Raw genomic sequence first — 12,415 nt, forward strand, 5'->3', positions numbered from 1 at the left:
GAATTCGAAACCAGGCTGGGACCTTGGACTCTGGAACCTTCCATCCGTGAAGCGCAACGTGGAAGTGTCGGGTAACACGACGGCCCGGATCAGTATGAGCAGGAGGCAAGAATGACTGACCTGATGAAATGGTTTGACACCCGCCGCTCCCCCATGGACCTGATCGAAAGACTGTTTGAGGGGGAAACAGGGCCTTCCGCCATCCGGGTGGAGGAGATGGTCGACGGCAACACGCTGGTAGTACGGGCGGAGCTGCCCGGGATCGACCCTGAAAAGGATGTTGATGTGACCGTTGCCGATGGTGTCCTGACCATCAAGGGTGAGCGGCAGGAAAAGAAGGAACAAAAGGACAAGGACAGCTACAGGTCCGAATTCCGCTACGGCTCCTTTATCCGCCGGCTTCCGCTGCCCAGCGGCGTCCAGCAGGGTGACGTCACCGCTTCGTACAAGGACGGCGTCCTGGAAGTCCGGGCTCCCCTTCCGGACAAGGGGCAGGCCGAGACGTCATCGAAGATTCCGATCACCAGGGGCTGATCAGTGGCGCTTGGGCCGTGCTGACAGACCCTGCTGCCGCGGCTGTGCTGCGGCCGGTCCGGCAAGCCCAGGCTCTTCCCCGCCGGAAGCTTCTTCCCGGCGAGACCGTGCTTCCACGACGACGGCGGTCTGCCCGGCCGCCGTCCGGAGGACTCAGCCGATACGACTTGGAAGGGGGACACCGAATTGCAGGAGATGCCGCACCCGCCGCACGTACTGAAACCCAAGGTGTAGAGGATACGGGCCCACCAGGACCTGGAGGTAGCATCCTCGAGGTCAATCTGAAGCGTTTCGTCCATGCCGGTCATGCCAGAAGCGGATGAAGATGCCACTAGAGACCTAGGTCATTGCTCCGCATGCCCTGCCGAAGCCTGTACTGCACTGCTGCCCCCCGCCGGCCCAGGGAAGTACGGGCGGTAGATCAGCACGGCAAGCCCGGCAAACAGCAGGGCGAAAGCCAGGAACCCGGCCATCAGTGCCAACGACGCATCTGGGTCCGCCCTGACGTACATCACCACTGCCATGGATGCCAATGTAGATGGCATAAACCCCGATGCCGCTGCCCAAAAGGGGTCCCGCCGGATGGCCACGGAAAGTCAGGCAGCGGCGAGGACCGTGGCAGGGAAGACGACGAAGAGCGCCGCGGCATCGCTGCCGAGCAACTGGTTGACCGTCGTTTCGGACGTGCGGTACTGCATCAGCCCGAATCCCAGCGGCCCCACCGCGGCGGAAGCAGCGATGCCGCCTCCCTGGGCGATCAGGACAAGTGCCAGGGCCTGTTCCATAGCCCAAGGGCCCCGGGCCTAAACCGGCTGCACCGATTGGATGCCTATAACGGGACTTTGGCCCCTAATAAGGACCCACGTGCTCTGGAAAAGTGGTTTGAGGCTTGCGGATGCATGACGGCTGGGTACTGCGTCCGGGCTGCTGCACCGGATGACGGTGCCCCAGGTGCTCCACAAAAGGGTGGAGCCAAGGAACTCAAGGGAGAGCAGGACTTATGGCGGGAACGTTCGAACTGTTTGTCGACGAGGATTCGCGGATCAGGTTCAGGCTGATGGCGCCGGACGGAAGCGTCCTGGCGGTGTCCGGACAGTACCCGGACAAGCACCACGCTGCTGCTGCCATTAAGGATGTCCGCGAATGTGCCGGCACCGGTTTGATCCGCGACGCCGCTCCTGCTCCAAACCTAGTCCTGGCAAAGGCACCGTGGCGGGGTTCCCAGGTCAGGCCGTTCCTTTCCCGCACAACAGGCGCCCGGGGTGCCGCCTAGGGCTTTTCCGGTCCCCCATAGTCCGCACCGTGAACCAGGCGGCTGCCCCCAAGGCAGCTGTTTGTGCGTCCCGCAGTAGGTCCTTTGCCGCGTCCTGGTTTTTGCCCGTCCGGGCGAACCGCAGGATTTCCTCGTTGAGGTGGCCTCGGTCCTGCCGTTGTGCGCAGTTATTGCTTCCCCTGGGCTTGTAGTGCTCTGCTTGTATCAGCAGTGATGCAAGCAGAGCACCAATCAGGATGGAGCGCAGGAAAAAGCACCCACAGGCCAAAAATCTCCCCAAGGAGTGCTGGAACCTATGCATGAACCACGATCGATCGTGGCCGGTTATGACGGTTCCGAAGAGGCCGCAGCCGCCATCCGCTGGGCGGCACAACAAGCGCGGCTCCGGAGTCTGCGGCTCCACGTGGTGCACGTTTCCATTTGGCCGCTGCTGACCAGGAAGCTGGGGCCGGTTCCGGGTGTTGCTGACAGCGGACTGGAGCGCTCGGCCGAGGCAATCCTCGAAGAGGGGGTCAACTGCGCGAGGACGTGCGCACCGGAGGTGGACGTTGAAGGGACACTCCTGCATGGGCTGCCGGCCCCGCACCTTGCCCGAATTTCTTCCGGCGAGGAGATGCTGGTGGTCGGAAGCCGCGGCTTGGGCGGGTTCCTGGGGCTGCTCGTGGGGGCTGTCAGCCTGGAGCTGGCAGCAACAGCGGACTGTCCCGTTGCCGTCATCAGGTCCGATGTCCACCCCGGCGGGCCTGTCGTCGTCGCCATCGATGTCTCCGGCTCCCGTAACGCGCTCGCCGATGCCTGTGCAATGGCAGCAACCTTGCAGGCCAACCTCAGGGTGATCCATGTCCGCCACACACCTCCCGGCTACCGTCAGCCCGATCGGCAGGAATCAGTAGCCGCCCGGATCGCGGCCGAGGAAGTCATCAGCGCCGCAGTTCGCCGCGCCCGTTCCCTCGCGCCGGGCGTTCCTGTGGACGGCAGGGTCCTTACCGACACCTCAGTCCCCCATGCCATCCTCAAGGCCTCAGTGGAGGCACGGATGCTGGTGGTGGGAAGCAAGGGCCATGGGTTCTTCAGGGAGACAATCGGTTCGACGGCGCACGCGGTCCTCCACCACGCGCGCGGCCCGGTCCTCATTTCCCGCCACGGCAACAGCAGCCTGGATTCCGAGGAGCAGTTTGACGATACCAGGCTGTAGCAGGGCACTGACTTTCGCCTGACTGGCCTGCGCTACACGGATCCCTGTATGGCAGCACCTCTCACCGGCGACGTGGAAGAAACTGCCGGCGGAGAAGTTCGCGATCAGCCGGTAGAGGCCCGGGCGAGCGGGGTGTCAGGCCTGCCGGCAGCCATCCCGGGACCTATGCTGGTCGGGTGACCGCCCCTGCCCCACCCCCCAGCACGCTTGACGTCGTCGTCCATTCGGGGCCGGCGGACTGGTGGGTGATCCTTGCAGGGCTTGGTCCCCTGGCGGTATTGATCGCTGCCCTGCTGGCCTTTTACATCAATTGGCGTACGCTCAAGCAGCGTACGTCGGCGGACAAGACGGCACTCGACCAGAAGCGGGAAGCGGACGCCCAGGCCCTGAGGCAGAAGACCGAAGCGGACAGCCGGGCCGAATGGTGGCGGCGCACGCAGTGGGCGCTGGACCGCGCGCTGGACGCGGATGAAGGAACGAAGGCCCTGGGACTTGCCACGTTGGAGGTGCTGGCCCGCAGCGAGCTCGCGCGCGATGAGGAGCTTGAGTTGTTCGACATCGCATGGAAGAGCGTGGCCGGTGACGAGAACGGGGACGACGCCGGACAGGACGTGGACGCCGACCACGAGGTTCCGTTCGTGGACGCGGATGGCATCATAGGCGAGAATGGAACGACGGATGAAGACAACACCAGGGAGGTTGGACAATGAGCGCAGCGTCGCCTGAGCACCGGTTTGTCCATACTCCGCGGACCACCGCCGCCAAGCCGGCCAAAAAGAAGGTTACCCCTGCCGAGCACCGTGTTCAGGTGGCGGCCGCCAGGCTTCGCGTCACGCTTGACGAGCGGCTCGGCCGCGAGACGCCGGCCAAGACCAAGGCACTGGCCAAGGAACCCATCTAGGCTGCGTGGCGCACTGGACGCCCGCCGCAAAGCCACACGTGCGCAACTGACTGTTCCGCGCCCGTCCCGGAACACGCAGGAGGTAAGCAGTGGCTGCAGTGATGCTGGGATGGAATGCGGAGCGGTGGAACCGCTGGAACTACCGCGCCGTCGTCGAACAGGTCCTGACGGCCGGCCGGTTCCTTGACCGTTGGGAAGTAAGCGAAGGCGGGACCAGCGTTCCGCCGGGAACGGAGGCCTGGCTGCTGTTCCAGGGCAGCAGCGGCGCAGCCAGCGGACTGATCGGCCACGGCGTGACGGTCTCTGAGCCGCTTGCAGCGGGACAGCTCCAACGTGATGAGGGTTCGGGGCTGCACGTCGGCATCGTCTTCGACGCGTTGTTGCCGCTTGGTGAGCAGATACCTTCGGACGCCTTATCTGCAGCAGTACCCGGCATCCCTTGGGACAGTGCACTGCACGTTCCCGTCCTGTCCGTCCCGCCGTCGGCGGAGCGGGCGCTTCGCCGGCTGTGGCGGGAGCAGGGCCCTCCTGCCATCGATCCCGCCGAACTTGTTCCCGGAACCCATCCGCCGGATTCGGTCAGCAGCATTGAGGTCAACAGGTACGAGCGGGACCCTGACGCGCGCCGGGTCTGTGTGGCATTCCACGGCACGGCATGCGCGGCCTGCGGCTTCTCCTTTGAGGCTTCCTACGGCGAAATCGGCGAGGGATTCATTCAGGTCCACCACACGGTGCCGGCGTCCATGCTTGGCAGCGGATACGAACTGGACCCCGTTACGGACTTGGTTCCGCTCTGCCCCAATTGCCACGCCATGGTGCATCTGGGCGTCGCTGCTCCGCGCAGCGTCCCCGAACTCCGGACCATTATCTCCGCCGCAGGCCACCTGCCGGGCGAGGTGGTTTCCGAGCAAGCCTTGGAGGCACAGGAAAACGCCCGGCGCATCCTGGAAGGGCCATGACAGGAACTCCCGGATAGCTGCTTACTGCCCTGCTGGTGTTGTCCCGAACATCAGGGTCCGCCGCCGCACATCATAGTAGACGGTTGCCGAACGGTTCAGGAGGTTTTGGAGAACCTCGGCATCCTCGGCGTCCAGCGTAAGCACTTCTTCCCACGCCCCCTGGTCAAGGACCAGCTGGAGCGTCCAGGTGCCAGGCTGTCCGGCTTCTCCGGCCACCCAGCTGAACTGGTAATGATTGACTTGGCGGACCTGGATGCTGTCATCGGTAATGGGTTGTTTCGGGTTGGGGCCCATGGTCCCCTCCTGGATGAGTGATGAGTGGGCCCTTTGCATAAGCCAAGAACCAATCTAGACCGCGTGGCTGTCCTGATCCAGACCCCAGTTTGCCCCTCTTGCTGGGTTCCGCCGCCGCGGATCAAGACTAGGATTCTCAAGCACAGGGACCGGCGCCGGGAGGCAGAAACGGATTGAGGAGCAGACTGTGGCCGGAAGAAGTGGGCAAAGCGGACCCCATTGGCGGCGCGTCATGGCAGCACTCGCCAACGACGACGCACGGCAGGCTTACGCACAGATTGTCCTGGGCACCACAGACCTCCCTTCGCAGCCTGACTTGAAAGACCGACGATGGCAGCGGGCCGTTACTGCACTCCTTGATGCCGGGCTGGTTGAACGGAATGCCTCAGGTGGCTTGCAGGCCTCCGCATCGATTTTTCGCGATCTGCTCTCCCAGCAACCACGGCAGGCACAAACTGGCGTTGAGCGCTTCTTGCGGCTGGGCCGGATTGAAAGGTACCCGGCCAACAAAAGTGAACGCCGGGAGCTCCTTGCCTGGATCGCAAAGGAGGCTGTGGAGCCGGGCGAACGCTTGACAGAAAGGCAGGTCAACGAGCGGCTCATCAGCTATACGGATGATGTGGTACTGCTCCGCCGCTACCTGGTGGATTTCGGACTGCTTGAACGGACGGCATCGGGCTCCTCCTACTCACGCCGGGAATCAAACACCTGAAACGGGCGCATTCCCCTGCAGGACCTTGGGCCCTTTTCCCCGGGGACGCAAAGGCGGGTACCTGTGCAGGACGGAAGAGCAGGTACCCGGTATGCGCACAAGACGGAAGGCGGCCTCAGCCGCTGGCCGGTTGGGATTCCGGATGGCCGCTGCCATCGCCTTGACAACTGTGCTCACCTTTTTCCTTGCCCTGACAGCCCTCCCGGACAAGGGTCCCTTACCCGTTCACCGAACAACTGAATTCTGACCAGTGGCCGGTTGACTACACTTGGCTGTTTCCAGCGATGGTCCTGGTGCCGCTCTTCGTCGCATTGGTCGCGGTCATACACCAGTATGCCGCTGACATGCGGAAGACCTTCAGCCTGCTGGCCCTTTGCCTGGCAGTCGGATACCTGCTGGTGAGCCAGGTGTTCCTTTGCCTGGCCCCTGTATTTTCGGCCAGGACAGGCCCTGAGGGTGTCCGGTCGCTGTTTTCTGATCAGCTCCCACGCAGCAGTTGTCCGACGGCGGTAGCGACGGCGGGCGACCGCGGCCGGAAAAGCGACTGATCAGGACTGCCCCTTGACCAACGCAAAACGTTTTGCATATAGTGATGCAAGCAACATACAAAACGTTTTGCAAAGGAAGAGTCGATGGCGACCAAGGTGAACATTCGGGACGTGGCAAAAGCCGCCGGCGTCTCTGTGACCACGGTGTCGCATGCCCTGAGCGAAGCGCACACTTCCCGGGTCAACGCCCAAACTGTGCAGCACATCAAAGCCATAGCCGGAGAACTCGGTTACGCGCCCAACAGGCTGGCCCGCGGACTGCGGAACCAGCGCTCCCAAATCCTCGGACTGGTCAGTGACGAAATCACCACAACGCCTTTTGCCGGTGCCATGATCCAAGGTGCGCAGGATGCAGCCTCGGAGCACGGGCACCTGCTGATGGTGGTCAACTCCGGCCTGGACAACGAACTCGAGCGGCAGGAAATCCGGGCGCTGCAGCAGCACCAGGTGGACGGCATCATCTACGCCCGCATGTTCAACCAGCTGGTGTCCGTACCCGACGAACTCGGCGCAGTGCCCGCCATCGTGTTGGATGCCACCACGGACAACCCCGCGTTGTCCTCCGTGGTGCCGGACGAATTCGGCGCGGGCGAGGCTGCTGCCGAACTGCTGGTGGCTGCAGGGCACCGCAGCATCGCCATGATCAACAACGAGGACGATATTCCCGCGGCCCACGGGCGCCTGGCAGGTTTTCGCGAAACCTTGCTCCGCCATGGCCTGCAACTGCCGGCCGGCCGCCTGGTGGCCGCACATCCGAGCACGGCGGGGGGGCGTGAAGCGGCACTGCAGCTGCTGTCCGGAACGGACCTGCCCACCGCGCTGTTCTGCTTCAATGACCAGATGGCCATGGGCGCCTACCAGGCGGCCGGCCACCTTGGCCTGGCAATCCCGGACGATGTATCAATCGTGGGGGTGGACAACCTCGAACTCATCGCGGACGCCCTGTGGCCGGGACTCTCCACAATGGCACTCCCCCACTACGAAATGGGCCGCTGGGCGGTGCTGAAACTCCTCAATGAACTGGAGAACCCCGACGAACCCCGGCTGCACGAAAAGATCCCCTGCCCGCTCGTTGAACGGTTCTCTGTCGCTCCACCAAAGAACTGACCGGCCCGCCCGGACCGGCAGGACCGCCCTGACCAGGCGCCGCCACTCGAGATAACCCCCAAAAAAACGGGAACGCAGCCGTTGCAGCGGCCACGTTCCCAGCAGGACCCCGTCAATCCCCCACCCTGTCTAAAGCAGAAAGACCGACCCATGAACAAGAAGCTCACCAAGGTCCTGGCGACCAGCATAGCCGCGGTCGCCCTCACTTCCACCCTCGCCGCCTGCGGCAAGGGCAGCGCATCCTCCAACGAAGGTTCAGGCGAAATCGCGCTCTGGACGCATAACGCGGGCAACCCGGACGAACTGGCCGCAGTCCAGAAGATCGTGGACTCCTACAACGGCAGCCAGGACAAGGTGAAGATCAAGGTCCAGGCCTTCCCGCAGGACTCGTACAACGATTCGGTAGTGTCCGCCGCAGCAGCCGGGAACCTCCCCTGCATTGTGGACATCGACGGACCGAACGTACCCAACTGGGCCTGGGCCGGGTATCTGGCACCCCTTGAACTGGACACGGACCTCTCCAAGCACCTCCCCAGCACCGTGGCTGAATGGGATGGTCAGCCCTACGCCGTCGGTTACTACGACGTTGCCCTGGCCATGATGGCCCGCGCCTCCGACCTTGAGGCTGCCGGCGTACGGGTTGCCACCATGGAGCAGCCCTGGACCAAAGAAGAGTTCCAGGATGCCCTCACCAAGCTCAAGGCCCTGGGCAAGTGGGAACACCCGCTGGACCTGGGCACCGCCGGCACCGGCGAATGGCTTCCCTACGCCTACTCTCCCTTCCTGCAGTCCTTCGGAGGCGACCTGGTTAACCGGGACGGTTTCCAGAGCGCCGAGGGTGCCTTGAATGGTGACGAGGCAGTGGAGTGGGCCAACTGGTTCCGGGACCTGGCGGACCAGGGCTTTATGGCCAGGAAGAGCGGCAAAGACTCCACCCAGGACTTCCTGAACAACAAGAGCGCCATCGTCTACACCGGTTCATGGGCCGCCGACAAAGCCCAGGCCGCGCTCGGGGATGACCTGGTGGTCATGCCCCCGGTTGACCTGGGCGAGGGTCCCAAGATCGGCGGCGCCTCCTGGCAGTGGGGTGTGACCAGCGGCTGCAGCAACACCGAGGCCGCGATGGACTACCTCTCCTACTCCCTCAAACCGGAGAACATCGCCGCGGTGGCCAAGGCCACCGGCGCCATACCCGCCAGTGAAGAAGCTGCTGCCCAGACCCCGTCCTTCGCCGAGGGCGGCGCCAACCGGATCTTCATGGACTTCTCCCGGGAGTACGCGGTGATGCGCCCGGAGACGCCCGCCTACCCCTTCATCGCCACGGAATACGGAAAGGCTGTGCAGGACATCCTGAACGGGGCCGACCCGAAGTCCACGCTGGACAGCGCCGTGAAGGCCATCGATGCCAACATCAAGTCCAACGGCGGCTACAAGAACTAGCCGGAGCCGACGGCGGGCTGCCGCGCCCCACTGCGCGGCGGCCTGCTGCAGCCCGACCTACGGAGACTCCCATGGCAACTGCACATCTTCCCACCCGCCCGCGTGTTCCCGCCGCCGCGGAAGCCGCCATCCCGCCGTCGAACATTAGAGGCAACGCCCGACGACGGCCAGGCTTCCGCCGCGACCAGCTCACCGGCTGGGGCATGATCGCCCCGGCAGCGGTGCTGCTGCTGGCCTTCATCTTCATTCCGGCCATCCTGGGCTTTGGCCTGGCATTCACCAACGCACGCCTCATCTCGCCGCGGCCCGTGGAATTCGTGGGCGTGGACAACTTCGCCCGCCTCTTCACGGACCCCACGTTCTACCGCGCCCTGCTCAACGTCGCCTACTTCACCGTGGTCATCGTCCCGGTGCAGTCGGGCCTGGCCCTGGTGATGGCGCTGCTGATCAACAAGAAATTCCGCGGCGTGAACTTCTTCCGCACCGTGTACTTCCTGCCGGTGGTCACGTCCATGGTGGTGGTCTCGCTGCTGTGGCTGTTCATGTACCGCAAGGACGGCCTGGTCAACGAGATCCTCTCCGCCGTCAGCTTCGGCCTGATCGACGGGCCGGACTGGCTGGGAGATCCCAACACCGCGATGCCGGCCATCATCATCCTGTCCATCTGGCAGGCCGCCGGCTTCCACATGATCATCTGGCTGGCAGGGCTGCAGGGCATCTCCGGGGAGCTCTACGAGGCGGCGCAACTGGACGGCACCAGCCGCTGGCAGCAGTTCCGCTACGTCACCTGGCCGGGCCTCTTCCACACCCGGAGCCTGGTTCTCGTCACCATCACCATCCAGGCGTTGGGCCTCTTCGACCAGATCAGCGTGATGACCCAGGGCGGACCCATGGATTCCACCACCACCATCATTTACGAGGCAGTCCAGTCCGGGTACCGGCAGCAGGAAACCTCCTACGCCTCTGCAATCTCGCTGGTGTTCTTCGTCCTCGTCCTGATCGTCTCCGCGGTGCAGCGCTACCTCACCCGGGAGAAAGACTGACATGAAAAACCAACTGCTCCTGAAAAACGCCGGCACCATGCTGGTGCGCGTCCTCTTCGCCGTCGTCGCCGCGTTCCCCATCGTCTTCATGCTGGTGTCCTCGCTGAAGCCGGACCAGCAGATCTTCGGCGACATGTCCTCACTGGCTGCGTTCCTGCCGGTGGGGAACATCTCCTTCGACAACTACGGCGCCGTCTTTGACCGCGTCCCGGCGGCACGCTTCCTGCTCAACTCGGTGGGCGTCTCCGCCGTCACCGTCATCCTGGGAATATTCGTCAACAGCCTCTGCGCTTTCGCCCTGTCCCGAATGCAGGTCCGGGGCAAAAAGATTGTGTTCACCGCCATCCTGGCCACGCTGATTGTGCCCTTCCAGACCCTGGCCCTGCCGCTGGTCTGGTGGGTGAACCAGCTCCCCTACTTCGAGCTGAACGGCTTCAGCCTTGAGTTCTCCAAGGGCTGGCTGGACACCTACCAGGTGCAGATCATCCCGTTCATCGCCAACGCCTTCTCCATCTACCTGTTCCACCAGTACTTCGAGTCCATCCCCAAGGAACTGGACGAGGCCGCACGCATTGACGGCGCCGGCTGGTTCAAAATCTACCGGCAGGTGGTGATGCCGCTGGCCGGCCCCGCCACCGCCACGGTGGCGATCCTGACCTTCCTGCCGGCCTGGAACTCCTACCTGTGGCCGCTGATGGTGGTCCAGTCCGAGGAACTGCGCCCCGTGATGATCGGCATCCAGTACTTCTTCCAGCTGAACGTTTCCTGGGGCGAGGTGATGGCATACGCTTCCCTGATCACTGTTCCGGTGGTGGTGCTCTTCATCGCCTTCCAGCGTTCCTTCGTCAACAGCATCGCCTCCAGCGGCGTGAAGGGCTAACCATGAATTCACTGACGACGGCGGAGCGCGCCACAGCCGTTTCGGCCACGGAACAGTTCCGGCCCGCCTTCCACTACACCGCGGAACGCAACTGGCTCAACGATCCCAACGGGCTGGTGTACCTGAACGGCACCTACCACCTCTTCTACCAGCACAACCCCTTCGGCCCGGACTGGGGCAACATGTCCTGGGGCCATGCCACTTCGCCTGACCTGCTCCAGTGGGAGGAGCAGCCGGTGGCCATCCCGTGCGATGAGCAGGAGGCCATCTTCTCCGGTTCGGCGGTGTTCGATGAGCACAACACCAGCGGCCTCGGCACCGCTGGGAATCCCCCGCTGGTTGCCGTCTACACCAGTGCCTACACCGAGGTTTCGCCGCTGGCGGGCCGGCAGGCGCAGTCGCTCGCCTACAGCCTTGATGAGGGCAGGACCTGGGCGAAGTACCACGGCAACCCCGTCCTGGACCGCGCGTCGGCGGAGTTCCGGGACCCCAAGGTTTTTTGGTACAACGGCGGCGCGGCCAGTTACTGGGTGATGGTCGCCGTCGAGGCGGTGGAACGCCAGGTGGTGCTCTATAAGTCCGCTGACCTTAAAGCGTGGGAGTACCTGAGCACCTTCGGGCCAGCCAACGCCACAGGCGGGGTCTGGGAATGCCCGGACTTGTTCGAGCTGCCGGTGGACGGCAAACCTGAGGACACCCGGTGGGTCCTGATCGTGAACATCAACCCGGGCGGCATCGCCGGCGGCTCAGCAGGGCAGTACTTCCTTGGAGCGTTCGACGGCGTGACGTTCCGGCCCGACTCGACCGTGACCGAGGGCCACCAACAGGACGGCAGCCGGATGCGCGAGTACGGCTGGCTGGACTGGGGCCGGGACTACTACGCGGCGGTGTCGTTCAGCAACATTCCGGATGGGCGTCGGATCATGATCGGCTGGATGAACAACTGGGACTACGCCCGCGAGACGCCGACCGGAGACTGGCGGAGCGCGATGTCCCTGCCCCGGGGGGTCTCGCTGACCCGGGTGGACGGCAAGGTGGTGCTTCGGCAGCAGGCCATCGACCCGTTTTCGCCAGCTGGCTCGCCTATCTTCAGCCTCGGGCGGCAGCCATTGGCATCGGGGATTGTGGAACTCCCGACGGCGGCAGCCGTTGCACGCATCGACGTTGAATTCGAGCCTGGTGCGGCAAAAAGCCTTGGGCTGGTGCTTCGGGCAGGGGAAGGCGAATGCACGCTCCTTAGCTACGACGTCTCAGAGGGAATCCTGCGGCTGGACCGTCGGGAATCGGGCCACGCGGGTTTCCACGGAAGCTTCCCCTCCTTAGAAACTGTGGCAGTGCCGCTGACGGATGCACGCCTGCGCCTGCAGATCTACCTCGACCGATGCTCCGTCGAGGTCCTCGCCCAGGGCGGGCTCACCACCATCACGGACCTCGTGTTTCCGGCAGAGGCGAGCACGGCCCTGGCGATCTTCGCCGAGGGTGAGGGCGCGCACCTCGTGGCGCTCGACGTCGTCGGCCGCTGACCTAGG

Annotated in this window: 15 protein-coding genes; 12 read left to right on the forward strand and 3 right to left on the reverse strand. The window is 64.1% G+C overall.

Annotation, left to right across the window (positions count from 1 at the left end):
* Window positions 1–111 precede the first annotated feature (111 nt).
* Window positions 112–534: an Hsp20/alpha crystallin family protein gene (locus FDW81_RS09115; RefSeq protein WP_138133862.1), complete on the forward strand. Its 423-nt coding sequence runs from the start codon at window positions 112–114 to the stop codon at window positions 532–534.
* A gap of 344 nt (window positions 535–878) precedes the next feature.
* Here the strand turns inward: FDW81_RS09115 and FDW81_RS09120 are convergent, their stop codons facing one another.
* Both FDW81_RS09120 and FDW81_RS09125 read right to left on the reverse strand, forming a co-directional pair.
* Window positions 879–1,058 (reverse strand): hypothetical protein, encoded by a 180-nt coding sequence (locus FDW81_RS09120; protein WP_138133863.1) that lies wholly within the window; start codon window positions 1,056–1,058, stop codon window positions 879–881.
* 72 nt (window positions 1,059–1,130) lie between these two features.
* On the reverse strand, window positions 1,131–1,319 hold the full coding sequence (locus tag FDW81_RS09125) for a hypothetical protein (protein WP_138133864.1): 189 nt from the start codon (window positions 1,317–1,319) through the stop codon (window positions 1,131–1,133).
* A gap of 215 nt (window positions 1,320–1,534) precedes the next feature.
* On the opposite strand from FDW81_RS09125, the gene FDW81_RS09130 reads away from it, so the two are divergent.
* From FDW81_RS09130 to FDW81_RS09150, 5 genes are all read left to right on the forward strand, one after another.
* Entirely contained in the window at window positions 1,535–1,807 is a 273-nt protein-coding gene (locus FDW81_RS09130) for a DUF1508 domain-containing protein (protein WP_138133865.1), read from the forward strand.
* 295 nt (window positions 1,808–2,102) lie between these two features.
* Window positions 2,103–3,002 (forward strand): universal stress protein, encoded by a 900-nt coding sequence (locus FDW81_RS09135; protein ID WP_138133866.1) that lies wholly within the window; start codon window positions 2,103–2,105, stop codon window positions 3,000–3,002.
* Window positions 3,003–3,178: 176 nt separating this feature from the next.
* Entirely contained in the window at window positions 3,179–3,712 is a 534-nt protein-coding gene (locus FDW81_RS09140; RefSeq protein ID WP_138133867.1) for a hypothetical protein, read from the forward strand.
* Entirely contained in the window at window positions 3,709–3,903 is a 195-nt protein-coding gene (locus FDW81_RS09145) for a hypothetical protein (RefSeq protein WP_138133868.1), read from the forward strand. The genes FDW81_RS09140 and FDW81_RS09145 overlap by 4 nt, the downstream gene beginning before the upstream one ends.
* An 89-nt stretch (window positions 3,904–3,992) precedes the next feature.
* Window positions 3,993–4,862, forward strand: a complete 870-nt coding sequence (locus FDW81_RS09150; RefSeq protein WP_240720102.1) for an HNH endonuclease — start codon at window positions 3,993–3,995, stop codon at window positions 4,860–4,862.
* 21 nt (window positions 4,863–4,883) lie between these two features.
* On the opposite strand, the gene FDW81_RS09155 is transcribed toward FDW81_RS09150, so the two are convergent.
* Entirely contained in the window at window positions 4,884–5,156 is a 273-nt protein-coding gene (locus FDW81_RS09155) for a hypothetical protein (RefSeq protein ID WP_138133869.1), read from the reverse strand.
* 232 nt (window positions 5,157–5,388) lie between these two features.
* Between FDW81_RS09155 and FDW81_RS09160 the strand changes: the two genes are divergently transcribed.
* The 6 genes from FDW81_RS09160 to FDW81_RS09185 all read left to right on the forward strand — a co-directional run bounded on the left by FDW81_RS09160 (window position 5,389) and on the right by FDW81_RS09185 (window position 12,409).
* Window positions 5,389–5,868, forward strand: coding sequence for a DUF2087 domain-containing protein (locus FDW81_RS09160; RefSeq protein WP_138133870.1), 480 nt, complete (start codon window positions 5,389–5,391; stop codon window positions 5,866–5,868).
* Window positions 5,869–6,500: 632 nt separating this feature from the next.
* Window positions 6,501–7,523 (forward strand): LacI family DNA-binding transcriptional regulator, encoded by a 1,023-nt coding sequence (locus FDW81_RS09165; protein WP_138133871.1) that lies wholly within the window; start codon window positions 6,501–6,503, stop codon window positions 7,521–7,523.
* Between the two features lie 150 nt (window positions 7,524–7,673).
* Window positions 7,674–8,963, forward strand: a complete 1,290-nt coding sequence (locus tag FDW81_RS09170) for a sugar ABC transporter substrate-binding protein (protein WP_138133872.1) — start codon at window positions 7,674–7,676, stop codon at window positions 8,961–8,963.
* Window positions 8,964–9,034: 71 nt separating this feature from the next.
* Window positions 9,035–10,006, forward strand: coding sequence for a carbohydrate ABC transporter permease (locus tag FDW81_RS09175; protein WP_171027153.1), 972 nt, complete (start codon window positions 9,035–9,037; stop codon window positions 10,004–10,006).
* Between the two features lies 1 nt (window position 10,007).
* Window positions 10,008–10,886 carry a carbohydrate ABC transporter permease gene (locus FDW81_RS09180; RefSeq protein WP_138133873.1) on the forward strand — a complete coding sequence of 293 codons (879 nt, stop codon included), beginning with the start codon at window positions 10,008–10,010 and terminating at the stop codon, window positions 10,884–10,886.
* 2 nt (window positions 10,887–10,888) lie between these two features.
* Entirely contained in the window at window positions 10,889–12,409 is a 1,521-nt protein-coding gene (locus FDW81_RS09185) for a glycoside hydrolase family 32 protein (RefSeq protein ID WP_138133874.1), read from the forward strand.
* Window positions 12,410–12,415: the final 6 nt, after the last annotated feature.

This window comes from Pseudarthrobacter sp. NamB4 (genome assembly GCF_005796185.1).
In the GTDB taxonomy this organism is placed as follows: Bacteria; Actinomycetota; Actinomycetes; order Actinomycetales; family Micrococcaceae; genus Arthrobacter.

Excerpts from the sequence above, each read along its gene's own strand:
- FDW81_RS09180 (WP_138133873.1), top strand. The coding sequence starts at position 10,008 with ATGAAAAACCAACTGCTCCTGAAAAACGCCGGCACCATGCTGGTGCGC.
- FDW81_RS09120 (WP_138133863.1), bottom strand. The coding sequence starts at position 1,058 with ATGGCAGTGGTGATGTACGTCAGGGCGGACCCAGATGCGTCGTTGGCA.
- FDW81_RS09155 (WP_138133869.1), bottom strand. The coding sequence starts at position 5,156 with ATGGGCCCCAACCCGAAACAACCCATTACCGATGACAGCATCCAGGTC.
- FDW81_RS09145 (WP_138133868.1), top strand. The coding sequence starts at position 3,709 with ATGAGCGCAGCGTCGCCTGAGCACCGGTTTGTCCATACTCCGCGGACC.
- FDW81_RS09175 (WP_171027153.1), top strand. The coding sequence starts at position 9,035 with ATGGCAACTGCACATCTTCCCACCCGCCCGCGTGTTCCCGCCGCCGCG.
- FDW81_RS09130 (WP_138133865.1), top strand. The coding sequence starts at position 1,535 with ATGGCGGGAACGTTCGAACTGTTTGTCGACGAGGATTCGCGGATCAGG.
- FDW81_RS09135 (WP_138133866.1), top strand. The coding sequence starts at position 2,103 with ATGCATGAACCACGATCGATCGTGGCCGGTTATGACGGTTCCGAAGAG.
- FDW81_RS09165 (WP_138133871.1), top strand. The coding sequence starts at position 6,501 with ATGGCGACCAAGGTGAACATTCGGGACGTGGCAAAAGCCGCCGGCGTC.
- FDW81_RS09185 (WP_138133874.1), top strand. The coding sequence starts at position 10,889 with ATGAATTCACTGACGACGGCGGAGCGCGCCACAGCCGTTTCGGCCACG.
- FDW81_RS09115 (WP_138133862.1), top strand. The coding sequence starts at position 112 with ATGACTGACCTGATGAAATGGTTTGACACCCGCCGCTCCCCCATGGAC.
- FDW81_RS09125 (WP_138133864.1), bottom strand. The coding sequence starts at position 1,319 with ATGGAACAGGCCCTGGCACTTGTCCTGATCGCCCAGGGAGGCGGCATC.
- FDW81_RS09160 (WP_138133870.1), top strand. The coding sequence starts at position 5,389 with ATGGCAGCACTCGCCAACGACGACGCACGGCAGGCTTACGCACAGATT.
- FDW81_RS09170 (WP_138133872.1), top strand. The coding sequence starts at position 7,674 with ATGAACAAGAAGCTCACCAAGGTCCTGGCGACCAGCATAGCCGCGGTC.